Annotated in this window: 22 protein-coding genes; 8 read left to right on the forward strand and 14 right to left on the reverse strand. The window is 65.8% G+C overall.

The annotated features are described in order from the left end of the window. The first annotated feature begins 112 nt into the window (after positions 1-112). A complete protein-coding gene (locus C7450_RS17790; RefSeq protein WP_110375796.1) occupies positions 113-721 on the forward strand; it encodes a TetR/AcrR family transcriptional regulator in 609 nt (202 codons plus the stop codon). Here C7450_RS17790 and C7450_RS17795 read toward each other — a convergent pair. From C7450_RS17795 to C7450_RS17835, 9 genes are all read right to left on the reverse strand, one after another. Next, a complete protein-coding gene (locus C7450_RS17795; RefSeq protein WP_110375797.1) occupies positions 708-1,712 on the reverse strand; it encodes an ABC transporter substrate-binding protein in 1,005 nt (334 codons plus the stop codon). The genes C7450_RS17790 and C7450_RS17795 overlap by 14 nt on opposite strands. Positions 1,713-1,757: 45 nt before the next feature. Beyond that, complete coding sequence (locus C7450_RS17800) at positions 1,758-3,182, reverse strand: enolase-like domain-containing protein (RefSeq protein WP_146227384.1); 1,425 nt, start codon at positions 3,180-3,182, stop codon at positions 1,758-1,760. 54 nt (positions 3,183-3,236) lie between these two features. Further along, positions 3,237-4,058, reverse strand: a complete 822-nt coding sequence (locus C7450_RS17805) for an ABC transporter ATP-binding protein (protein ID WP_110375799.1) — start codon at positions 4,056-4,058, stop codon at positions 3,237-3,239. A gap of 10 nt (positions 4,059-4,068) precedes the next feature. Then, positions 4,069-4,821, reverse strand: coding sequence for an ABC transporter permease (locus tag C7450_RS17810; protein WP_110375991.1), 753 nt, complete (start codon positions 4,819-4,821; stop codon positions 4,069-4,071). A gap of 59 nt (positions 4,822-4,880) precedes the next feature. Beyond that, positions 4,881-5,948, reverse strand: a complete 1,068-nt coding sequence (locus tag C7450_RS17815) for an NAD-dependent epimerase/dehydratase family protein (RefSeq protein ID WP_110375800.1) — start codon at positions 5,946-5,948, stop codon at positions 4,881-4,883. Between the two features lie 94 nt (positions 5,949-6,042). Then, positions 6,043-7,140, reverse strand: coding sequence for a dihydrodipicolinate synthase family protein (locus C7450_RS17820; protein WP_110375801.1), 1,098 nt, complete (start codon positions 7,138-7,140; stop codon positions 6,043-6,045). A gap of 60 nt (positions 7,141-7,200) precedes the next feature. Further along, on the reverse strand, positions 7,201-8,796 hold the full coding sequence (locus tag C7450_RS17825) for an acyl CoA:acetate/3-ketoacid CoA transferase (protein ID WP_110375802.1): 1,596 nt from the start codon (positions 8,794-8,796) through the stop codon (positions 7,201-7,203). Then, entirely contained in the window at positions 8,793-9,566 is a 774-nt protein-coding gene (locus tag C7450_RS17830; RefSeq protein ID WP_110375992.1) for an enoyl-CoA hydratase/isomerase family protein, read from the reverse strand. The genes C7450_RS17825 and C7450_RS17830 overlap by 4 nt, the downstream gene beginning before the upstream one ends. A gap of 25 nt (positions 9,567-9,591) precedes the next feature. After that, complete coding sequence (locus tag C7450_RS17835) at positions 9,592-10,920, reverse strand: FAD-dependent oxidoreductase (RefSeq protein ID WP_245449884.1); 1,329 nt, start codon at positions 10,918-10,920, stop codon at positions 9,592-9,594. A gap of 190 nt (positions 10,921-11,110) precedes the next feature. Between C7450_RS17835 and C7450_RS17840 the strand changes: the two genes are divergently transcribed. Next, positions 11,111-11,788, forward strand: coding sequence for a GntR family transcriptional regulator (locus tag C7450_RS17840; RefSeq protein ID WP_110375804.1), 678 nt, complete (start codon positions 11,111-11,113; stop codon positions 11,786-11,788). Positions 11,789-12,076: 288 nt separating this feature from the next. On the opposite strand, the gene C7450_RS17845 is transcribed toward C7450_RS17840, so the two are convergent. From C7450_RS17845 to C7450_RS17855, 3 genes are read right to left on the reverse strand one after another with little or no spacing between them, the layout of a single operon-like run. Continuing rightward, on the reverse strand, positions 12,077-12,967 hold the full coding sequence (locus C7450_RS17845; RefSeq protein WP_110375805.1) for an N-acetylneuraminate lyase: 891 nt from the start codon (positions 12,965-12,967) through the stop codon (positions 12,077-12,079). A 41-nt stretch (positions 12,968-13,008) separates the two neighbouring features. Then, complete coding sequence (gene nanR, locus C7450_RS17850; protein WP_110375806.1) at positions 13,009-13,722, reverse strand: transcriptional regulator NanR; 714 nt, start codon at positions 13,720-13,722, stop codon at positions 13,009-13,011. Positions 13,723-13,729: 7 nt separating this feature from the next. Further along, positions 13,730-14,542 (reverse strand): SDR family NAD(P)-dependent oxidoreductase, encoded by an 813-nt coding sequence (locus C7450_RS17855; RefSeq protein ID WP_170147294.1) that lies wholly within the window; start codon positions 14,540-14,542, stop codon positions 13,730-13,732. A 255-nt stretch (positions 14,543-14,797) separates the two neighbouring features. Between C7450_RS17855 and C7450_RS17860 the strand changes: the two genes are divergently transcribed. From C7450_RS17860 to C7450_RS17885, 6 genes are all read left to right on the forward strand, one after another. Next, complete coding sequence (locus tag C7450_RS17860) at positions 14,798-15,694, forward strand: ABC transporter permease (RefSeq protein WP_210206475.1); 897 nt, start codon at positions 14,798-14,800, stop codon at positions 15,692-15,694. Positions 15,695-15,836: 142 nt separating this feature from the next. Next, the gene (locus C7450_RS17865) at positions 15,837-16,829 is read left to right on the forward strand and encodes an ABC transporter substrate-binding protein (protein WP_170147295.1); all 993 of its coding nucleotides are present in this window, start codon (positions 15,837-15,839) and stop codon (positions 16,827-16,829) included. A 68-nt stretch (positions 16,830-16,897) separates the two neighbouring features. After that, entirely contained in the window at positions 16,898-17,734 is an 837-nt protein-coding gene (locus C7450_RS17870; protein ID WP_110375994.1) for an ABC transporter ATP-binding protein, read from the forward strand. An 11-nt stretch (positions 17,735-17,745) separates the two neighbouring features. Then, complete coding sequence (locus tag C7450_RS17875; protein WP_110375809.1) at positions 17,746-18,666, forward strand: dihydrodipicolinate synthase family protein; 921 nt, start codon at positions 17,746-17,748, stop codon at positions 18,664-18,666. Continuing rightward, a complete protein-coding gene (locus C7450_RS17880) occupies positions 18,666-19,874 on the forward strand; it encodes an enolase C-terminal domain-like protein (RefSeq protein WP_110375810.1) in 1,209 nt (402 codons plus the stop codon). The genes C7450_RS17875 and C7450_RS17880 overlap by 1 nt, the downstream gene beginning before the upstream one ends. 110 nt (positions 19,875-19,984) lie before the next feature. Further along, positions 19,985-20,281, forward strand: coding sequence for an antibiotic biosynthesis monooxygenase family protein (locus tag C7450_RS17885; RefSeq protein ID WP_110375811.1), 297 nt, complete (start codon positions 19,985-19,987; stop codon positions 20,279-20,281). A gap of 22 nt (positions 20,282-20,303) precedes the next feature. Here C7450_RS17885 and C7450_RS17890 read toward each other — a convergent pair whose 3' ends face one another. Both C7450_RS17890 and C7450_RS17895 read right to left on the reverse strand, forming a co-directional pair. After that, positions 20,304-21,611 (reverse strand): NtaA/DmoA family FMN-dependent monooxygenase, encoded by a 1,308-nt coding sequence (locus C7450_RS17890; RefSeq protein WP_110375812.1) that lies wholly within the window; start codon positions 21,609-21,611, stop codon positions 20,304-20,306. A gap of 40 nt (positions 21,612-21,651) precedes the next feature. Next, positions 21,652-22,302 (reverse strand): NAD(P)-dependent oxidoreductase, encoded by a 651-nt coding sequence (locus C7450_RS17895; RefSeq protein ID WP_110375995.1) that lies wholly within the window; start codon positions 22,300-22,302, stop codon positions 21,652-21,654. Positions 22,303-22,311 lie beyond the last annotated feature (9 nt).

The following is a 22,311-nucleotide window of genomic DNA, read 5'->3' on the forward strand; positions in this document are numbered from 1 at the left end:
GTCTGTTGCGGACTGGCCCAGCTTGGATGGCATCAGGCGATTCCATGCAAGTCGGATTTGCTCTAGGTTGACGGACTTGCTGGGTCTGGAAGTGTCAATCAGGGTCGGGACGATGGTCGGGATACGCCAGTTCGACGAGGAGAGGCTTTTGCAGCGTGCGGAAGGCCTCTTCCGCGCGAAAGGCTTCGATGCGACGTCGATGACCGACCTGGCCGCGGCCAGCGGTGTGCAGCGCGGCAGCCTTTACAATGCCTTCGGCGACAAGGAAGAGCTCTTCCTGCGGAGCTTCGCGCGCTATGAGGCGCGTTTCCTTGCGGCGGCGCAGGAGGCGCTCGCCATCGAGGATCCGCGCGCGGCGCTGACGGCTTTTCTCGATACCGCGATCGACAATATGACAGCCGCGCCCACCGGACGCGGCTGTCTGACAACGCGGATGGCGATGGAGGCGCGGCACGCGAGCGCGCGTATCCAGGACGGTCTCCGCCACCTGCTGTCGCAGCTCGAGGCGACCTTGCATGCAGCCCTGTGCCGCCCGGCTGCGGCCGGGCGGCTTGCGGTGTCGCCGGAGCAGGCGGCACGCCTTCTGGTCGTCTTCACGCGTGGCCTCGCCGTTTTGGAACGGCTCGACACGGCACCCGACATCTTGCGTGCTGATGCCCGCGCCCTGGTCGATCTCATCGCCCCCGCGCGAACGGGTGAGGTCGATCTCAGGGTAATTTGATCGACATATCAAGGTAGTCGTTGGTGAAGAACGGCCCGGATCCCAATTTCACATTGAATAGCGTCTCGATCATCGTGACGTCTGCCTTCACGCGCGCGGGGTCGTAGGCGCCGATCGCGACCTTGCGGCCGACCTCATCGGCGATCAGCGTTTCGACGCGCTTCCAGTTCGCCAGCACGTCCTCGGCGTTCTGGCTTGTCTCGGAGGCGAGCACCTCCGTGCATGGCTTCGGGTTTTCAAAACAGGCGCGGATGGCCTTCTGCGAAACCTTAAGGAATTTCTTCAGCGTCTCGGGATTGCTCTTCATATAGGCCCCGCTGGTGAAGAAGCTGAGACCATAGGGGTTCACGCCCAGTTCGCGCAGGGAGACATAGCCGAGATCCTTGCCGAAGGACTTCTCATAGACGTCATGGACGCTGTAGAGATGGGGCGAGACATCGATGATGCCGGCCTGCAGCGAGGCAACCTTCGCTTCCGGGGCGATATTCACCCAGGTCACCGAGTCGGCAGGGATGCCGATCGCCTTGGCGATGACCGGCCAAATCGGACGGACCGCGTCGCCAGCCGGCGCGCCAATCTTCTTGCCGGCGATATCCTTGGGTGACGCTATACCGCCGCCTTTCTTCCAATAGAGGCCGAAGGCGGTATTCGCATAGAGCGCCATGATGCCGACGGCGTCGATATTCTTGCTGCGCCCTTCGAGAATATTGGCCATGTCGGCAATGCCGACCTGAACCTGTCCGGCGGCGACGCGCGGGATGGTCGCCGCCGATCCGCGCCCGCCCTCGATCGTCAGGTCGATGCCTTCCTCCGCATACCAGCCCATTTTGCGAGCGTAGTAATAGGGACTGTGATCGCCCTGTGGCACCCAGTTCAAAAGAAGTGTCATTTTCTCCGCGGCTTGCGCGGCGGGCGCAAGCGCCGCGGCGCCGACGAGAAGCCCGACCTGTGCTGCGGCGATAACGGCCAGCCTACGTGTTATACGCTTCATCCTATCCTCCCCTATGATCCTTGGTTTCAATCCGCCTGCGCGGATTCAATACGTTGCTTTGTTCTCTGCCGATCGAGATGTCTGCGAACCCATCCGAATACTGGTGAGTGGTTCGCCTTGGCAGGGCGTCAGGCTCGTCCCGAAGCCATGCGCGGCGAGCGTGGAGCCAAGCCGGATCTGTCCTGCCGCGATGCGAAGGCCCTCCGGCCCATAGACATCAGAGTGCAAGGCGTCGATCGCCGCGCGCTCGTCCGCCGGCAGGGCGGCGGTGCCCGGGCCGAAATGGTGGCCGTTGCGCTCGCAATCCGCCGCACGGATCGTGGCGGCCGCGGCGAGGTTCTGCTGCAGGGCGATGCCGGGCTGGACGCAAAGATCCTCCGCCGTGACGAAGGCGCCGGCGGCAGCCGCCTGCGCGGCATTGCGCAGGCCGTGCAGCACGCCCTTGCAGGTCTTCATGCTGACCCCGGCATAGCCGAGCGCGAGAGCCTGCGCGAAGGCGTCGTCGCCGTCATCCGACTCGTCGATGATGACAGGCCAGGGCAGCGCGAGCCGGCTCAGGTCGACGGAGAGCGCGAGCCGGCGATGCAGCGGCTGCTCCACATAGGCGATCGCTGCCGCGAATTTGTTGAGGCGCGGCCGCCGGATGATCTCCGCCATCACCGCGGCGAAACTCTCGGCATCCTCGAAGGCCTCGTTCGCATCGAGACTGATGCGGTAGCGCGGGAGCGCCGCGTCGAGAACGTCGGCGATCGCTTCAAGACGATCGAGCGCCGCCAGCGAGCCACCGAGCTTCACCTTGAAGCGATGGATCCCCGTTGCCGCGATGACATCGGCCAAGGTCACGGGCCGCCCGTCATCGGGACCGCTGCCGGCGCCGGCTCCGTCGAGCGGATCGTCGAGCCCGACGGTGTGGCGGACGCCGATGGTCGCGGGCGCCGCGCCACGTGTCGCCAGCCAGGCGCGATAACGGTCGCCCTGTTCGGCCGCCAGACCCAGTCGATCCGACGCGACAGCCTGCTCGAAAGACAGGCCCACGCCGCGGCAGAGCGCATCGATCGCCGCCCGTTCGACCAGCGCCACGCCGAACGAGCGCTCCAGCGCGGTCAGCCCGGCCAGGGCGAGCGTGGTGTCGGTCGCCATGGCTCGCGTGAGCTCCCGTTCCAGCACGGCGAGGCTCGGCAGCTCCGCCGTTATGCCGGAGGCAATTTCAACGGCGCGGATCGCCGCGCATTTCAAGCGATCGACGCTTTCATCCGCGCTAATGCCCGGGTCTTTCTCGAACCATTTCGGCGCGGCAATTTCCGCGGCATAGCCCGTGACGGTATGTCCGCCGATGACCGCGTCGAGCGCGAGATGCACCTCAGCGAAGCTGTCGACGGTGACCCGGCCGTAGTGGAACGGGATGCGAAGCGGCCAGAGCCGCTCGCCGAGCCGCATCTCCATCAGGCGTAGTCCAGGCAGGTCGTCCATCAAGGTCGCCTCTTTGCCGTGCCGCGGCCCGCTCCGCTGTCAACGCATCCCCAATCAATGCATGCCCAAGAGGCCGTAGATCTCGCGGGTATAGGCCCCGAAGGCGTCATGGGTCTTGATGTCGAGCGTGCGCGGTTCCGGCAGGTCGATGGTGATCCGCGCCGCCATCCGTGCCGGCCGCGCCGTCAGCACGACCACCTGCGTCCCCAGAAACACGGCCTCCGCGATGCCATGCGTGACGAAGAGGATCGTCTTGCCGCTGTCCTGCCAGATCCGGCGCAACTCGATATTCATGCGCTCGCGCGTCAGGGCGTCGAGTGCGCCGAAAGGCTCGTCCATGAGCACGAGCTTCGGGTCGTGGACGAGCGCGCGGGCGATGGAGACGCGCTGCTGCATACCGCCGGAGAGCTCGTAAGGGAACTTGTCCTCGAAGCCGGCGAGGCCGACGAGGGCGAGCAGGTGCCGCGCGCGCTCGCGGCTCTCCTTGACGGGCAGCCCCAGGATCTCGGCGGGCAGCATGACATTGTCCAGGATGCGCCGCCATTTCAGGAGCAGCGCCTGCTGGAACACCATGCCGATGTCCCGGCCGGCGTCGAAGGGCTGGCGGTCGTTGCCGATCCGCACGATACCCCCGTCGTGGCCGTGCAGCCCGGCGAGGATCTTGAGCAAGGTGCTCTTGCCGCAGCCGGATGGGCCGACGAGCGTGATCAGCTCGCCCTCCGCCACATCGAAGGTCGCATCGGAGACGGCCAGAAACTCCTGCCCGCGCTGACGATAGACCTTGCGCACGCCCTTGAGGTGGATGAAGGGCGGCGGCGCATCCGTCACGGGTTGGCCGCTGGCGATCGGGGAGCCTGTGTTCAGCGTGGTGAGCATGTCTTTGTCCTCAATCGAGGCGGGCGTCGGCGACGACGAACAGGCGCTCGCCGAAAACGACAAGACCGTAGAGCACGATACCGATGGCGGAGATCAGGGCGAGGCACATGAACATCGCGGGCGTGTCGAGGCTCGATTGCACCTGCAGCATCAGATAGCCGAGGCCGCGCTCGGACCCGATGAACTCGCCGACGACCGCACCGGCCACCGCCAGCACCGCCGCGACCCGCATGCCGGAGAAGATGTAGGGCAGGGCGCTCGGCAACTGGATTTTGGTGAAGATCTGCTTGCGGGAGCCGCGCAACGCCCGCACGAGATCGACAAGATCCGATTCCACCTCACGCAGGCCGCGTGCGGTGGTGATCACGATGGGGAAGAAGCAGATCGTGAAGGCGATGACAATGTTGGGAACGATGCCGTAGCTCAGCCACACGATGAGGAGCGGCGCCATCGCCACCTTCGGGATCATGTTCAACGTGACGAGAAGCGGCATGGCGGTGCGGCCAGTCACCGGCCACCAGGAGAACACCACCGCCAAGGCAACGCCGAACACACTCGCCAGTATAAATCCGCCGAAGACTTCGATCGTCGTGATATAGATATGCATTCCCCAGTTGTAATGGGGCTGCAGCAGCGTCGCCACCGTATCCACCGGCGACGGCAGGATGAAGCGGGGTATGCCGCCCCACGCGGTCACGGCATACCAGAGGGCCAGCAGGGCGAGATGGATGCCGATGGCCGGCCCCATCCGTCCGAGTTGCATCGCAAGACGCGGGGCCTCGCCGTTTCCGGTGCCGGGCGTCGCCTGGGCGGTATCGGCCATTAGAAGACTCCCGAGCGCACTTCGAACTTGCTGGGCTTGCCGTAGAGCGGCTTGCCGCTCTTCATCCACTCCGCGACCCAGCGCACCATCGGATTGATCGGCACGACGGGGTTGCCGAGGCGTTCGGCCACCGCATCGCAGTTGACGAAGAGGCAGCTGGTGCTCTCCTCGCCGGAGAATTTGGGTTCGACGCCGAAGAGCTCGCCGAACTGGGTGGCGATCTTGCGTACGCTCACCGTCTCCGGGCCACCGATGTTGATGGGGCTCGCGGGCACGTCGCAATGGCGCAGCAGCCGGATCATCTGGGCGCTGGCGTCGCCCTGCCAGATGATGTTGACGTGGCCGGTGTCGAGCGGCACGGGTTTGCCGGCGAGCACCCAGCTGGCGATTTCCTGCAGCACGCCGTAGCGCATGTCGATGGCATAGACGAGCCGTGCAATGCGGCCGGGCGTGTCATGCAAGCGCGAGTAATACTGGAACGTGCGCTCGCGTCCGACCACCGAATTGGCATATTCGCCGGGCCGCGCGAAGGGCGGCATCGCTTCGGTCACGCCGCCGTGCAGCGGGTTGGACCAGGGATAGACGTGGATGGTCGAGAAGGCGACGATCCGCGATCCGGCGAAGGCACGCGCGACGATACCGGGGGCGATCGTATTCATCGCCCACAGGAAGTCCTCGCGGCCCTTGTAGTCGAATTTCAACCCGGCCATGTAAATGACATTGGCCAGTTTCGGCAGTTCATTGACAGCCTTCTCGTCGAGCAGGTCACAGCGGATCGTCTCGACGCCGAAGCTGTTGAGATGCGCCTCGAGCCCTTCCTCCGAGAAGCGTGACACGCCCACCACGCGCTTCTGCGGCGCAGCGCGCTTGATCATCCGCGCGAGACAGACGCCGACCTTGCCGGCGACGCCGAGGATGATGACGTCACCCTCGATTGCCTCCAGGTCCTCGGCGAGCTCAAGCGTCGGCAAGGACATGAAGTCCTCGAGATGCGCCACGTCGCGGAAGGCCTCGGGGAATAGGCCGGGATGGAGATAGTCTGAAGTGGATCCCTGACGGGTCAGCATGAAATTCCTCCCTTGTACCGATCGGCATCGCAGCGCTCTGCGTCGCCGGACTGTTCTTAGCGAAGCGGCCTAGGCCGCTTCATGCAAGTTTGCCTCAGGCGACGAGCGGCACGGCTGCGCCGCGCTCGGAGAGCCAACGGTCGAGGTTCGCCCCGACGAAGGCATCGTCGTTCATTTCCGGATATTGTGCATAGACACGGTCGATCTCCTCCGCCTGTCCGGGGCTGAGGCGCTCGTTCGGGTCGAGGCAGGTGATACCGGTCATCAGTCCTTGGCGCCGTAGCACCTCCAGGCAGCCGGGGATGCAGCCGGCGAGATTATGGGCGGCGTCATAGATCGCGCCGTTGCAATCCGTCACGATGGAATCCTGGGCGAGGAGATCGACGGGGACGGGTGCATCGTCCGGCAAGGCGTGGATACGTGCCAAGAGATCGACAGCGCTCTTCGTCCAGACGCTCCAGTGGCCGAGAAGCCCGCCACGAATGCGCGCCCGCCGTTCGGATCGCCCGTCGGCGCTGCGAACGGCGAAGGGCTGCAGCAGATCGAGCACGATATGATCGTCGTTGCCGGTGTAGAGGGTGACGCGGTCGGCCGCGCCAGCGTCCACAACGGCGCGCACGATGTCGAGCGTGCGGTAGCGGTCGAACGGCGCCATCTTGATGGCGATGGCATTCTCGATTGCGGCAAATTCACGCCAGAATCCGTAGCTCAGATGGAAACCGCCGACGGCGGGCAGGAGCGCAAAGCCGATGATCGGGATTTCCGCCGCGACGCGCCGGCAATGGTCGAGCACCTCCGCCTCGGACGCGCCTTTGAAGGCCGCGACGTTGAGAAGGGCGGCGTGATAGCCGAGCTCGCGGGCAATATCGGCCTCTTTGACGGCCTGGCCCGTGCGGCCGGTGACCCCCGCGACGAGGAGCGCGGGATGGGCCTGCCAGTCGGCTGCCGTCTCCGCCGCAATCCGCAGAACCGGCTCATAGAGGCCGATAGTGCGTATCGCGAATTGGGTGGTGTGGACGCCGACGGCAACACCTGTCGCACCGGCATCGAGATAGTAGCGGGTCAACGCGCGCTGGCGCGTGACGTCGAGCTGCCGGGCGCTGTCGAGCGCCAGCGGATGGGCCGGCAGAACGGCGCCTTTGCGCAGCGCGGCGATCAGGCGGGGATCGATGTCTGAGTGATGGCGGGGCAAAGGGTGAGCCTCCGTGGGCGATCGCGTCTGGTTGCTAGGCGGCCATCTCAAACGGCCATCTCAAACGGCCATGTCGAGCGGGCGTGTTTCGGATGCGAAATGGCCCGCATCCATCAGGGGAAGTGGGTCGCGGATGGCGACGGGCGCGAAAGCCATCCGGTCGAGGATATGGCTGCGCACATCGACGCCCGGCGCGACTTCGCTGAGCACGAGGCCTTCCGGTGTCGCCTCGAATACGGCGCGCTCCGTCACGACGAGCGCCGACTGGCCGCGTTCGGCCAGGCCCTCAAAGACACGATAGGTCACGCTTTCGGCGGTTTCGACGAATTTCGAGACGCGCCCGTCGCGGATGATGCACAGCGCTCCGTCTTCCACACGGGCGTCGAGACCGCCGGTGGTGAACGTCCCGGTGAAGACGAGACGACGTGCGTTATGGGCGATGTCGATGAAACCGCCGGCGCCCGGATTGGCGTTGCCGAAACGGCTGACATTGACGACGCCGGTGGAATCGAATTCGGCGAAGGCGAGCGCCGCGAAGCGGCAGAGCCCGCCGTCGATGACGTCGAACTGGTAGAGCCCGTCCATGATGGCGTCGGGGTTGATATTGGCCGAGAACTGCCATCCCGACATCACGACGCCGCCGTAGGAACCGTGCTCCGTGGTGAAGTAATAGTCTGCGAGCGCGCCGTCATCGAACAGACCCTGCTCCGCCATGACGAGGGGGATGTCGGCGGCGGCGCCGAAGCCAAAGATCGACAGTTCGTGCTTGCGCACCTCGCGCGCGGCACGCGCTGCGATCACCTTGTCCGGCCCCGGGGCCGGACGCGGCAAATCGCAGAGGGGACGGCGTACACCGCTGAAATACGCGGGGTCGAAGGGTGTCTCCGTCGTCATCATCATCGCCGGATCGACCACAAGCGCATCAACGAACATGCCGGGAATGGCAACGCCGGAGGCGGGGCGTTCGCCGGCCGGCAGGATGCGGCGCACCTGGGCGATGACGCGTCCGCCGCTGGCTTTCGCGGCCAGCGCGAGCCCCAGGTTGGAGGACACCAGCGCCTCGTCCTCGAAGGAGAGATTGCCGTGCTCGTCGGCGCTCGATGCCCGGACGATCGCCACGTCGAGCGGCCAGGTCGGATAGTAGAGAAGCGTCTCGCCGTCGAATTCGATCTTGCGGACGAGGTCTTCCTCAGCCTTCGCCGTGAACTTGCCACCGCCGTGGTCGGGATCGATATAGGTGCCGACGCCGACGCGCGTCATATAGCCCGGGCTCTTGCGGGCGACCTCGCGCAGCCAGTGCATGGAGGCGCCGATCGGCCAGGAATAGGCCTCGATGCGGTTCTCGCGGACGAGGCGCATCAGCTCGGGCCTACGGCCGGTGACGGGATCGACCGGGTTGATGTAGGAGCCCGTGACGATCCGCTTCATGAGGCCTTCCTGGGCCACATGGTCCATGCCCTTCACACCCTGCGCGTCGCCGGTGCCGCAGGGAAAATAGAAGGTGAGATCGCGCGGGTGGCTGGTGGCCCGGAAGCGGTCGCCCAGCGCCTTCAGCACCTTGTCCGGGGTTATCCAGCCGATCACGCCGACGGACGCGACGGTTGCGCCGTCGGGGATGCTGGCTACGGCCTCGGCCGCATCGACGATCTTGATCATGACTTCACCACGAAACGTTGCAAGGTCGCTTTGGCGGCCGGCGCGGCGCAATCGGCGGCGAACATATGGCCCGCCAGATGATCGAGCCGCTCACCGTCGAGCGTCGCGAAGGGCTCAAAAAAGCGTTTGGTCGAGGCCACGGCCTCCCGCGGCAGGGCCGCGAGTTTTTCCGCCAGCGCGGTTGCCCGCGCCAGCGCCTCGCCGGCGGGCGCCGCATAGTCGGCGACGCCGAGCCGTAGCGCCTCCGTGCCGTCGATGGGCTCCGCCCCCCATGTCAGGAGGCGCGCCTTCGTCGGGCCAACACGGGCGACCAGGGCACCGAGACCCCACGGCGGAAGCCAGCCGTTCGGCACCTCCGGCAGGTGCCAGCGCGCATTGTCGGCGGTGACCACCACGTCGCAGGAGGCTGCCAGGATGAAGCCGCCGCCGAGCGCGAAGCCCTCGACGGCTGCGATCACCGGCGTGCTGAGCATGCCGATGCGCCGGGCGACGGCCGCCGTGTCGGCCTCGTGGCGACGCATCTCTTCCACCGAGAGGGGGCCGAGTTCCTTCAGGTCGCTGCCCGCGCAGAAGGCAGGCGCGGCACCGGTCAGGACGATGGCGCCGATGGCTTGATCGGTCTCCGCGGTATCAAGCGCCTGGGCGAGGGCGCGGATGGTGTCCGTACCAAGCGCATTGCGGCGCTCAGGCCGGTTGAGCGTGAGGACGACAATCCCATTCCGCTGGTCGACGCCAACGCGTGCGCTGTTCGCTGGAGAGATGTCATTCATGGCAGCATTCATCGCAAAATAATCCTCAATCCAGCCGTGCGCCGTCGCGATTGAGCAGGAGACGCAGGTCCGCGCCGTCGATGGCGCGCGGCGCCATCCGCTCCCTGACCGCAAGGGCCGCGGCGTGACCGATGGCGTGGCCGTAGGAAAAGCACTGGGCCGTGACGCGGGCGGAGGCCACGGCCTCGTGTTCCGCCGAGAGGCAGCGCCCGGCGGCGATCAGGCCTTCGCCGCGCTGGGGCACGAAGCAACCGTAGGGCACCTCGTAGACGTCATCGAGCAACCACTCGACCTTGGGCTTCGTGCCGGCATGCAACTCGATCGGCCAGGGCGAGCGCGCGATGCCGTCGCGCCGTTTGCGGCCGGCGATGACGTCGCTGTTGGCGAGCTTCGTGATGCCCTCGATCTGCCGGGTCTGGCGCACGCCCACCTGCACGCCGGTGTCGTTGATGAAGGCGTTCTCGCAGCCGGCGAGATGGTCGCGGAAGAAGCGCGCATAGTCGCGCATCTGCCGCCGCCCCTCGCTTTCGGCCTCGGAAAAGTCGCGCCAGAACAAGGTGTTGAGCTCGCGCCCATCCGCGCCGATAACGCGGGTGCAGTTGCAGAGCAATTCGCCCGGCCGTGTCGTCGTGAACAGCCAGATCTTGGCGCGCGGCAGCTTGTAGCCTCCGCTCTCATTCTCGGCCTGGATCAGCCTGGAGATCGCTTCCGGCATGATGGTGTCATGGCCGTAAGCGGCGACGAAGCGCTCCGTGTCGACGCCCAGCATGCGAAAGATCATGGTCGGGTTCTGGACGCGGCCCTGGTCGCCGATGAAGGCGGGGAAGCCCGCCATGGCAACGAGATCGGCATCGCCGCTCGCGTCGATCGTCACCGCGGCGCGGACATCGACCGGACCTTGCTTGGTCCAGAGTTCGACGCCCTCTATGCGTTCGCCGCCTTCGCAGAGAACGCCGGTAACGGTGGCATGGTAAATGGTCTCCACGCCGGCATCGCGCAGCAGCACATCGGCCGTCTCACGCCAGACGAGAGGATCGTGAACTCGCGTCCAGGTCTTGCCATAGGGCAGGGGTGGGGTCAGGCCGCCACGCGTCTCGAGGGCCTGGACGAACGCATCGGCAAAGCCGAACACCACCTGGCGAGGGGCGGCCTCACGATTGTCTGTCGCTTCATAGAGGCCGCAGACGGTGCCCGACAACCCGGCGACCGCCCCGCCGCCGCAGAAGCCATAGCGTTCCACCAGCACCACGCGCAGGCCGGCACGGGCCGCTGTCACGGCCGCGGCAACGCCTGCGGCTCCACCACCGGCGACAACCACATCCGTGTCGATGCGCAGGCGTGAACGAATATCCACGGTTAAACCTCCCTGGCGCGCCGATAGCGCAGGCGCTGGCTCTGGTGGCCCGGCCATGTCGCTTTGATCCTCGTCAACGAATGATCGTCAGCTGACATGGCAGCTTTGTCGGCATCTGACATATCAGTTGCCGAACAGCATCGTCAAGCGGTATGTTGCGTGCGAAGAATGACAATCGAATCGTGAGTTGATGCCAGTTACAACGACACCGGCGGCAGAACAGACCTCGGACTCGCTTGCTGAGATCGCCTATCGGCGGATCGAGGAAATGATCGTGACGCGCGAGCTTTTGCCGGGCTCGATGATTTCCGAAAACCAGCTCGCCGATGAACTCAATTGCGGCCGCACGCCCATTCGCGAGGCCCTGCAGCGGCTGAAGCTGGAGGGCTTTATCGAGATCCATCCCCGCCGCGGGGCACTGGTGACGCCGGTCGACGTCATGCGGCAGCTCGAACTTCTCGAGGTGCGGCGGCCGCTGGAGGACCTGGTGGCGCGGCTTGCGGCGGAACGGGCGACGCCGGACGAGCGGCGCGAGATGCTGCGGCTTGCCGACGAGATCACCGCCGCAGCGGAACGTGGCGACCAGCGTGCCTATCTCAGTGCCAACCGGGCCATCCACGATATCCGCACCAAGGCCTCGCGCAACGCGATGCTCAGCCGCACCATGGGGCTGGTGCTCGGCCTGTCGCGAAGGTTCTGGTATGCCTATATTCAGGATACCGGCAGTTTCACCATCGCGGCGGCGCTTCACAACGATATCCTGCGTGCGATTGCCGCCGGTTCCGCGCAGGACGCCGCCGCTCATGTTACCCGGCTGCTCGATTTTCTGGAAAGCCTGACGCGCCGCGCCATCGAGCGGCAGCTTTAGATTCAATCGATACTCAGAATTGTTCAGCTGTGATGGCCGGGCTTCTCACTGAAGTCGGGCTTGCCCGACTTCAGCTTATCCAATGCGCAACTCGGCAATAGCCGCGTTGCGTGGTCGTTCCGGCACAAGGGCCGGGGATGACGCTGGTGGATCAGGTGTTTCAAACTGATCGGACAATGCTCTATGGGCACGACCTCAACCTGTGCGCCCGAGCCGTTATCACTGCGCTGATCCCTCCCGTGAGGAAGGGATCAGCGCGCCCCGCTCCCCCGTGTCATTCCCTGTCAATCAGTCGTTCAGAAATTCGGCGGCGCATGCCTCGAGCTTCTGCCAGTCCTTGGCGTCCAGCCGGCGGAACGGCGCGCGGCATTCGCCGCAGTCAAAGCCCTGCAGTTTCAGGAAGCCCTTGGTTGCTGGGAAAACGCCGACGTCGATCAGCACCTCGATGACGCGGTTGGCGCGCTTCTGCAGAGCCAGCGCCTCGGCCATGCGGCCTTCCTGGAAGGCCTTGTAGAGCGCCACGAAAAGATGGCCCATGAAGTTGTAGGTGGTGCCGATCGCCCCATCGGCACCCATGGCGAGGCCGCCGAGGCACATCTCGTCATAGCCGTTGTAGACGACCGCGTCGGGACGATGGGCCTTGAACCGCTCCAGCTGGAACAGATCCTGCGAGGTGTGCTTGATGCCGATGATGCGCGGATCGTCGAGCAGTTGCATGATCTCGTTCGGCCCGAGCTTGCCCGTGCGACCGCCGAAATTATAGACGACGACGGGAAGCGGCGTTGCCGCGGCGAGGGCCTTGTAATGCGCAATCAGCTCGGCTGCGGAAAAATCGTAGTAGAACGGCGGAATGGCGGACACGGCATCGAAGCCCGCATCGGCCGCCGACCGGGCGATGCGGAGCGTGTCCTCGGTCGCGATGGTGCCGACATGGGCGATCAGCGTGCCGCGTCCCTTCGCGGCGCGGGCGACGGCGGCGATCAGGCGCCCGCGCTCCTCCGGCGATTGCAGGAACGCCTCGCCCGTACTGCCTCCTACATAGAAGCCGGCAACGCCTTGGGCGAGTTCATGGTCAATCAGCCCGGGAATGATCTCCTCGTTGAGACTGAAATCGGCGCGGTAGGGCGTGACGAGCGCCGAGAGGATGCCGCCGAACGTCTGGGCCGGGGACTGGGTCACGGAAAAATCTCCTTGGGTAATCTCTGCCCCGGCCGAGCGGCTCAGTTGCGGGCATAACGATTGTAGGCTTCCTCGAGATGCCGGCGCATGGCCTCGGCGGCGGCCTCGGCGTCGCGCGCTGCGATGGCATTGAAGACCGCGAGGTGACCCGCGTAGCTCATGCGGTTGTTGGTCTCGGGGTCGGCGATCGGCGGGCGCTGGCCGATGATCCACTCGACGGCCGCATCGTGCATGGCGACGAAGACCGGGTTGCCTGGCATCTCCGCGAGGACGCGGTGGAAGGCGGCATCCGTCAGTGCGAATTCGCGCGCATTGCCGATTTCGGCCTCGTTGCGCTCCAAGGCGGCGCGCAGCTGCGCGATCTGCTGATCGGTGGCATGGGTTGAGGCGTGGCGAACGAGGCCCATTTCCAGGAAAAGGCGGACCTGCTCGAAATGCCGCAAAGCGCCGGCTTGCTCCAGCCAGTGGCGCACCGTGCTGTCGAGTTCGCGCAGGACCTGCCGTGCGGTGGGCTCGGTGACGCGCGGTCGCTCGCCGGTGGCCAGCCGGACCAGGCCGATGCGCTGCAGGGCGTAGAGCGCCTCGCGAATCGAGGGGCGGCCGACCCCGAACAACGTCATCAGTTCGCGTTCGGAGGGCAGCGGCGATCCCGGTGGAAACGTGCCGTCGCGGATCGCGGCCTCGAGCCGCTGCACGACCTCGTCGGACAGCTTGCGCCGCGCGATGGGGCCGAGCTTCTGATCGGATGTGCTCATGCCACCCCTATTTCCATAGCGTGAAGCCCCCGTCGACCAGGATGTCCTGGCCCGTGACATAGCCCGAGGCGGGCGAGGCCAGAAACAGGATGGCGCCTTTCAGATCGAAGCCGTCGCGGCCCATACGGCCCAGCGCGGTGAGCCGGGAATAGTCCGCAACGAAGCCCAGCGGCATGTCGGGCCGCTCGAAGCCGCCCGGTGAGATTGCGTTGACGGTAATCCCCATCGGCGCGAGATAGGCGGCGAGATCGCGCGTCATCCCGAGGATGCCGGCCTTGGCGGCGGCGTAGTCCACCGGTTGGCCGGCAAGGCCGTTGCGATCATAGACCGCGCGGTCACGCCCGACGTAGGCGGCGATCGAGGCGATGGAAATGATGCGGCCGGAGCGGCGCTCCGCCATGAGGCGCCCGGCCTCGCGGCAGCAGTAGATGACGCCGGTGAGATTGGTGCGGATAAGGGCGTCGATGTCGTCCGGGTCGCGCTCGAACAGGCGCGCGACGCTGCCGCCCGATCCGCCCCCACTGTTGTTGACGAGGATGTCGAGACGGCCGCCGGACCAGTCTGCGACGGCGGCGACCGCATCACGCACCGGCGCGAAACGGCTCTGATCCAGCCCGACGCCGAAGGTCTTGACCCCATAGCGATCGGCGATCGCGGCGGCCGACCGTTGAGCCTTCTCGGGATCGCGGGAGGTCACCGCAACCGCGCAGCCGGCGGCCGCCAGGATATCAGCCGCATCGAGGCCGAGCTTGCTCGCGCCGCCCGTCACCAGCGCGACCTGGCCGCTCAAATCGAACAGCTGCGCCACATCCTGATGCAACTCTGTGCCCCTTCTGCCTGCGTTTCCCAGACCTTGGGCCCTGTTCACCGGCCCTCTTGCAATTCCCCTTGCAAATCCTCTTGCAAAGTTCGTTCAGTCTGCCCTTGACACCATCATGCCGTCAAGGTGTTATACCAAAACCAAGAGAAAAGATCTGGAACGATCGCGAGGAGCGCACGACGACCATGTGACGCGACAGGCCCAGCGGGCTGCGGTCGTGGCGCGCATGGCGCGGCATCCGACAGGGAAGGGCGCATGACAGGGCAATCCGCGGGACAGGTCTCTTCACCCTCATCCGTCGAGACGCGCGCGGGGGGCGCCGCCGCACAGGGCGGAGCCGTTCAGCAGGCCGTTCCGCCCAAGCCGAACGCGCTGCTGGCCTTCCTCAAGCGGCGCAAGCTCGTGCTGATGACGCTCGTGGTCATCCTGGTCGCCTGGGAGCTGGCGCCGCGCCTGCTGGCGATTCCGGACTACCTGCTGCCGCCGCCCTCGCAGGTCTTCACGGCCTTCCTCGGGCAATGGCAGCGCACCTTGGCGGCAACCTGGATCACCACATCGGTGATGCTGGGCGGTTATCTCATCGCCATCGTCGTCTCGATCCCGCTCGCCCTTGCCATCGTCTCCTCGCGCGTCGTCGAGGACACGGTCGAGCCGATCATGCTCGTCTTCCAGGTGATCCCGAAGATCGCCATCGCGCCGTTGTTCATCGTCTGGTTCGGCTTCGGCTACACGCCGAAGACCATGCTGGTCTTCCTGCTCGCCTTCTTTCCGATCACGCTCAGCGCCGTTGCCGGTTTCCGCGCGGTCGACCCGGACATTATGGATCTCGCGCGCTCCACCGGCACCTCAACCTGGACGATGTTCCGCAAGATCAAGCTGCCGCAGGCGTTGCCGCAGATCTTCACCGGCCTGAAGGTCGGCGTCGCGCTCGCCTCAACCGGCGCGGTCGTCGCGGAGTTCATCGCCTCGGACCGCGGACTTGGCTACCTCCTGCTCGAATGGCGCGGCGAGCTCGACACGCCGATGGTCTTTGCAGGCGTCTTCGTCATCAGCCTCGTCGGCATCGTCGTCTACTACATCGTCGAAGCGATCGAGCGCTTCACGATTCCCTGGCACGTGTCGCAGCGTGACCCCGTTCCCATGAACGCCTGAGCCTGCCCAAAGGACGCTGTGCGCTATGTCGCGGCGCTGTCAGACCAGGCCCACGAAGCGGGCAGGATGAGAAATTTGGGCGTCGTTCGACGCCGATTCAAGAATACGAACAGCGCGTATAACAATCCGGGAGGAAATGGTCATGTCATCGACAAAAAAATCATCGAAAATCACGGCCCTAGTCTGTGCTGCTGCCGGCTTGATGCTCACGGCTGCAAATGCACAGGCCGCTGATCAGGTCAGCCTGCGTCTGAATACGATCCTCAATGGCTGGCACTGCCCATGGCATATGGCCCGCGACAAGGGATGGTTCAAGGAAGCCGGCATCGAGATCAAGGAGATCGGCGAGGGGCGTGGCTCGGCCGACACGGCGCAACTCGTCGCCGCCGGGACGGATACCTTCGGTCTGGTCGATCCGGCGGTTGTGATCGCCGGTGTGGCCCGCGGGCTCCCCGTGAAGACGGTCTACAGCCTCATCAACAAGAGCCTGCTCGCGGTCGTTTCGCCGGCTGACAAGCCGATCAAGACCGCCGCCGATCTCAAGGGCAAGCAATATGTGACGCTCGCCGGTTCCGGCGCGCTGCAGATGTTCCAGGCGGTGCTTGCCGCCAACAAGATGAAGCCCGAGGACGTGAAGATCCTGACCGTCGACCCGGCCGCGCAATATGCGACGCTGATGAGCGGGCAGGTCGATGGTATCCTCATCGGCCTCGATGGCGTGCCGGATCTTGAGGCGCGCGGCTTCAAATATTTCGCCGTGACCTATCCCGAGCTCGGGGTGAACACGATCGTCTCGTCGGTGGCGACCACGACCGATCTCATCAACAAGAACCCGGATCTGGTGAAACGCTTCATCGCGGTGACGCAGCGGGCCTGGGACCACGCGATCAAGAACCCGGACGACGTCGTGAAGGCATGTCTCGCGGTCAAGCCGACGAGTTCGGAAGCCGCCTTCCGCAAGCAGCTGGCAGACGTCATCAGCGCGCTGCGTTCGGACAACAACAAGGACAAGCCGCTCGGCTTCGGCGCCGAGAAGGACTGGCAGATGACCCTCGATGTCCAGAAGGAGTATCGCGGGATCAAGACCGACAAGCCGTTGACAGCCTTCTATACCAATGAGTTCGTTCCCCAATGAGCAACGTTGCGATCTTCGGGCGCAAGGGCGCTGACACCAACGCACCTCACGGGATAGCGGAGCGCGGGATGACAGCAGCAGCAACGCTTGCCTCAGGCACGCAGGACGGCGGCATCGTCATCAAGGGTGTCTCGAAGATCTTCGACAGCGAGGGGCGCCGCGTCGAGGCGCTCCTCGACATCGACCTGACGATTGGCCGGGGCGAGTTCGTCTCGATCGTCGGCCCGTCGGGCTGCGGCAAGAGCACGTTGCTCAGGCTGATCGCCGGCCTGATGCCGACCTCCGGCGGCGCGATCTCCGTCGCGGGCAGGGTGGTCGACCGGCCCATCACCGATGTCGGCATCGTCTTCCAGAAGCCGGTGCTTCTGGAATGGCGCAGCGTCATCGACAACCTGCTGCTCCAGCCGGAGCTGCGTGGGCTCGACCCGGCGGCTTACCGCGATCGCGCCATAGACCTTTTGGCGGCCGTGGGCCTCAGCGGCTTCGAGGATGCCTATCCGCGCCAGTTGTCCGGCGGCATGCAGCAGCGCGCCTCGATCGCGCGGGCGCTGATCCACGATCCCTCGCTCCTCCTGATGGACGAGCCGCTCGGTGCACTCGACGCGCTGACGCGCGAGCAGGTGCGCGTCGATCTCGAGGAGCTGTGGCTCGCCACGGGCAAGACAGTGGTGTTCATCACGCACTCGATCGACGAGGCGGTGCTGTTGTCGGACCGTGTGGTGATCATGTCGCCGCGCCCCGGGCGCATCGATCGCGTCATCGACATCGATATTGCGCGCCCGCGCGGTCTCGAGGGCCGCAATTCGCAGGTGTTTAAGGACGCCGAGGAGGAGATCACCAAGATCTTTCTTGAACGCGGCGTGCTCAAGCGCGGCCGGCCGTTCGCTGCCATCCGCAAGCCCTGAGGGAGGCGGCGATGCGCGCGCGGCTTCGTGGCAACTGGGCGACCCTGCTATTGCCGATTGCCGATGACGACAGCATCGCTTTCGGCAGCCTCAAGGCCGAAATCGACGTGCTGATCGACGCGCAGGTCGACGGCATCTACTCCAATGGCACGGCGGGGGAATTCCACAACCAGACGGAAGCGGAATACGACCGCGTGCAGGCGACGCTTGCCGCGGCCTGCGCGTCCGCCGGCATGCCCTTCGTTATCGGCGCCTGCCATTCCGACCCGATGGTGACGCGTCAGCGCGTCGCCCGTGCGGCCGCGCTCAAGCCGCGTGCCATCCAGATCATCCTGCCGGACTGGTGGCCGCTGACCGATGGCGAGGCCGTCGATTTTCTCGATCTGGCCGCACACGCGGCCGACGGCGTGCCTTTGGTTCTCTATAATCCCCCGCATGCCAAGCGCGTGCTGACACCGCCTGAATTGCAGTGGGTGCTGGCGCGCGCGCCGACGGTCGAGGCCGTCAAGCTCGGCGACGGCGACGCGGCCTGGTATGCGGCGGCACGCGCGCATCTCGCAGGCATCTCGCTGTTCGTGCCTGGGCATCATCTGGCCACCGGCATGCGCGAAGGGGTCGCGGCGGGGGCGTTCTCCAACGTCGCCTGCCTCAACCCGCGCGGCGCGCAACGCTGGACCGATCTGATGGCGACCGATATCGCCGCCTGCCTCGACGTTGAGGCGCGCCTTCAAGCCTTTATCGACACGCACATCTGGCCGTTCCGCCGCGACCACGGCTATTCCAACGCGGCGCTCGACAAGCTTCTCGCCGCGATCGGCGACTGGGCGCCGGTCGGCACGCGGCTGCGTCGGCCCTATCGCTTCATCGATGCCGGTGAAGCCCGGCGTCTGGGTCCCATCGCCCGAGAGGCCGTGCCGGAGCTCTTCATCTGATGCCCGTCGTCCAGTCCGTCCGTCCCGTCCTCCTCAGCGCGCCCTATGCCGATGCGGACAACCTCGAACGCCGGCGGCACCTGGCGTCGGGCTTCCGCACGGTCGGCATGGTCGAAATCGCCTTCGACGATGGCTCGAAAGGTCTTGGTGAGGGCTATCTCGCGGTGTTCGCCCCGCTCGTCTTTGCCGAGATCGTCAAGCTCCTGGCGCCCGCCGTCATCGGGCGGGAGGGGGATGCCATCAGCGCGCGTCTCATCGATCTCAGGCGGATGACCGACTACTGGAGCCTCACGGGGGCCGCGCGTCATGTCATCTCGGCTTTCGAGATTGCGCTGGTGGACGCCAAGGCCAAGCGGTTGGGTGTGCCGGCAATGGACCTCTTCGGTGGTCGAACCGTCGACCATATTGCGCTTTACGGCAGTGGTGGCGATTCCACGACGCCCGCCGCCATGCAGGGCGAAATCGACCTCCTGGCCGCCAAAGGCATCACGCTGTTCAAGATCCGCGCGCGCCGCGAGGAGGTCGACAAAGCCGTCTGGACCCTGGAACGGGCGGGCGAGGCGGGTGTCGCGGTCGCCATCGACATGACGCAGAACCTCGCCAACCCGGCGCAGACGGTGAGCGACGTCGTCACTTTCGTCGAGGCGGTGCACGCAAGAACCTCGCGCCGCATCGCCTTTCTGGAGGAGGCGCTTGGCCCGGCAGACATCGAGTCCTATCGGCTCCTGCGCGGCAGGCTCGCCACCAGGATCGCGGGCGGCGAAATCGTGACGACTCCCGACGAGCTGTGCCGGCGCGTGGCCGCCGGCCTTTACGATCTTGTCCAGCCGGACGCCACGGTGCTGGGCGGCATTGGCGCAACCATGGAGGTCTTCGCCGCCGCGCGCCGTGCCGGCTGCGAGACGGTGGTGCACAACTGGGGCGGGGCTGCCTGCCTCGGCGCGAACTATACGGCCGCCTTCGCCGGTGGCGCGCGGCTCGCCGAATGGCCGATGCCACGCTTTCCCCTTCGCGACGCCATGCTGGCCGCGCCGCTGTCGATCGCCGATGGCTGTCTGTCCGCCCCGACCGCACCCGGCATCGGGGTCGCACTGACGCCCGCGATCGAAGCGCGCTATGCCTTCCGCCCGGATGCCGTCTATGACTGCCTGGGAGCGGGCGCGGCGATCGATCCCCGCGTCTGGACGACGACCGGCTTGTTGGCGTGACGTCTGGCTCGATCCCTTCCCAACGATAGGCTATGCAGGAGGCCCTGCGTGCCGAGTGTCGTCTGTGAGACAGGCGCGGACATGGGCCGCCAAGCATGGAGTTGTGACGCATGATTTTCGAGATGGCTGAACTGGAGATCAAGCCCGGCGACGAAGAAGCTTTCGAGGCTGCTGCCAAGATGGCGGTGCCCTTGTTCCAGCGGGCGAAGGGCTTCGTGAGCTTCGACCTGCAGCGCACGATCGAGCGGCCGAATGTTTACCGCCTCGTCGTCGGCTGGGCGACGCTTGAGGACCACATGGTTCATTTCCGCGAATCCAGCGACTTCCAGGAATGGCGCCGCCTCGTCGGCCCGCATTTCGCGGCGCCGCCGAAGGTCGAGCATACGCATTCTCTCGGTCTCACCTGAACGGAACCGAAATGGGACCTCGTCAGGCGGGGTAGGGCAGTCCATAGCGGTCGCGAACCGTCGCCTCCTCATAGCGCGTCCGGTAGACGCCCCGATCCTGCAGGATCGGGACGACTTTCGCGACGAAGTCCGCGATGTCGTCCGGCGCGCGCGGCGGCTGCAGCGTGTAGCCGTCCACAGTACCGTCGGCCCAGAGATCGATGATGGCCTCGGCAACCTCCTCGGGCGTACCGAGAAGGAGCCGATGATGGCCTTCCGAACGGCGCACCGCCTGTCGCGCCGTCAGCGTCTCATGTGTGAGGAGATCGGCGAGCCCTAGTCCCATGCCGACGGCCTGCTGCCTGTTCGGATCGGGTATGAAGCGTTCGGCATCCAGCACGGCGTCGGGGTCGAATCCGTCCGGATCGATCCCGTTTTCCCTCACGAAGCGGGCGATCAGCCCATCCTCGGAGCCCGTGCCGCTGAACAGCTCGTGCTTGCGGAGGGCCTCCTCGCGGCTTTCGCCGAGGATGACGACGAGGCCGGGGACGATGCGGATACCGGATGGGTCGCGCCCGAAGGAGACGGCCCGATCCCTGACCTTCCTGCCGAAGGCCCGGCCTGCCGGCCTGGACAGGATGTTGCAGTATATGATCTCGCCATGGCGGGCGGCCAGGTCGATGCCGCCCTCGGAGGCGCCCGCCTGCGCCAGCACAGGATGGCCCTGCGGGCCGCGCGGCACGTTGAGCGGTCCTTTGACGGTGAAATAGGGGCCGTCATGGTCGATCGGCGCCGCGCTCGACGCGTCCCAGAAGCGATCTTCCGGAACCTCGCCCTCGCGAGCCCAGTCCCAGCTCGCCCAGAGCTTCTTCGCGACATCGAGGAATTCGAGCGCCTTGGCGTAACGTTCGCTGCGCGGCGGCAGGGGCGCGGCGCCGAAATTGGCGGAGACGCTCGGGTTGAACGACGAGACGATGTTGATGATCATTCGTCCCCCCGCGATGATATCCGCTGACTGGGTGCGCCGCGCGAAGTTGTAGGGCGAATTGTAGGTCGAGGTCATCGTCGCGACGAAGCCGATATCCGGCACCTGCGCCGCGAGGCCGGTGGAGAGCATCAGGGGATCGATCGTATGGAAGGGCCGCCCCTTCGGATCGGTCATCAACGCGGGGTGATCCGACAGGAACACGGCGTCGAACAGGCCCTTATGGGCGAGCTCGGTCAGCCGGCGATAATAGCCGGGATCGGTGATCTCCTGGCGCGTGCCGGTGCGGTATTTCCAGGCCGCCGGCAGATAGCCGGTCGTGTTGATGCCGACATTGAGGTTAAGTTTTCGCGCGGGGCTGGTCATGCGTCTGGTGTCCTGGGTTCAAAAGAGGCGCGACGGCCGGTTAATAGGCCGCGGTGAAACGCCGGCGGATGAACTGCCCCTTGTCGAGTTCGTCGAGGATCGCGATCGCGAAGTCGGCCTCGGAAATCCGGCTTTCGCCAGCCGCGTCGCGCAGGAGCTGGTTCTCGCCGAGTCGGTAGGTTCCGGTGCGCGCGCCGGGTTCGATGTTCAGCGGCGGGGAGACATAGGTCCAGTCTAGGTCGTGTTCGCCGCGTCTCAGGCTGCGCAGGATCTCACGGTTGCGCAGCGTATGGGCCTTGTGTTCGACGGGGTAGAAATCACTGTCGACCACATCCACGCCAGGGCTCGCCTCCAGGCTCCCGACGCCACCGACGATGATGATGCGCCGGACGCCCGCCCGCGCGACGCCCGCAAACAGCGCCTCGTGGGCCTTGCGGATCAGGTCCGCGGCGTGTTCTGCCGAATAGCGGCGCAGGCCGGGACTGTAGGCACTGACGACCGCGTCGTGCCCCGCGACGATCTTCGCGACGTCCCCTGCATCGGCGATGTCGGCCTTGAGAGCGGTGAGCCCCGCGGCGGGATCGAGATCGCGCGAACGGGTGACGCCGGTGACGCGATAGCCTCGCGCCAAGGCTTCTTTGAGGATGTTGCCGCCGATATTGCCGGAGGCGCCGAAGACGACGATGGACATGATGGCCAA

This window comes from Chelatococcus asaccharovorans, assembly GCF_003201475.1.
Lineage (GTDB): Bacteria > Pseudomonadota > Alphaproteobacteria > Rhizobiales > Beijerinckiaceae > Chelatococcus > Chelatococcus asaccharovorans.

Coding starts and splice junctions, on each gene's coding strand:
- C7450_RS17790 (WP_110375796.1), top strand. CDS start 113: ATGGTCGGGATACGCCAGTTCGACGAGGAGAGGCTTTTGCAGCGTGCG.
- C7450_RS17885 (WP_110375811.1), top strand. CDS start 19,985: ATGATTTTCGAGATGGCTGAACTGGAGATCAAGCCCGGCGACGAAGAA.
- C7450_RS17795 (WP_110375797.1), bottom strand. CDS start 1,712: ATGAAGCGTATAACACGTAGGCTGGCCGTTATCGCCGCAGCACAGGTC.
- C7450_RS17805 (WP_110375799.1), bottom strand. CDS start 4,058: ATGCTCACCACGCTGAACACAGGCTCCCCGATCGCCAGCGGCCAACCC.
- C7450_RS17895 (WP_110375995.1), bottom strand. CDS start 22,302: ATGTCCATCGTCGTCTTCGGCGCCTCCGGCAATATCGGCGGCAACATC.
- C7450_RS17860 (WP_210206475.1), top strand. CDS start 14,798: ATGACAGGGCAATCCGCGGGACAGGTCTCTTCACCCTCATCCGTCGAG.
- nanR (WP_110375806.1), bottom strand. CDS start 13,722: ATGAGCACATCCGATCAGAAGCTCGGCCCCATCGCGCGGCGCAAGCTG.
- C7450_RS17840 (WP_110375804.1), top strand. CDS start 11,111: ATGCCAGTTACAACGACACCGGCGGCAGAACAGACCTCGGACTCGCTT.
- C7450_RS17865 (WP_170147295.1), top strand. CDS start 15,837: ATGTCATCGACAAAAAAATCATCGAAAATCACGGCCCTAGTCTGTGCT.
- C7450_RS17880 (WP_110375810.1), top strand. CDS start 18,666: ATGCCCGTCGTCCAGTCCGTCCGTCCCGTCCTCCTCAGCGCGCCCTAT.
- C7450_RS17800 (WP_146227384.1), bottom strand. CDS start 3,182: ATGGACGACCTGCCTGGACTACGCCTGATGGAGATGCGGCTCGGCGAG.
- C7450_RS17830 (WP_110375992.1), bottom strand. CDS start 9,566: ATGAATGACATCTCTCCAGCGAACAGCGCACGCGTTGGCGTCGACCAG.
- C7450_RS17870 (WP_110375994.1), top strand. CDS start 16,898: ATGACAGCAGCAGCAACGCTTGCCTCAGGCACGCAGGACGGCGGCATC.
- C7450_RS17810 (WP_110375991.1), bottom strand. CDS start 4,821: ATGCAACTCGGACGGATGGGGCCGGCCATCGGCATCCATCTCGCCCTG.
- C7450_RS17825 (WP_110375802.1), bottom strand. CDS start 8,796: ATGATCAAGATCGTCGATGCGGCCGAGGCCGTAGCCAGCATCCCCGAC.
- C7450_RS17890 (WP_110375812.1), bottom strand. CDS start 21,611: ATGACCAGCCCCGCGCGAAAACTTAACCTCAATGTCGGCATCAACACG.
- C7450_RS17815 (WP_110375800.1), bottom strand. CDS start 5,948: ATGCTGACCCGTCAGGGATCCACTTCAGACTATCTCCATCCCGGCCTA.
- C7450_RS17875 (WP_110375809.1), top strand. CDS start 17,746: ATGCGCGCGCGGCTTCGTGGCAACTGGGCGACCCTGCTATTGCCGATT.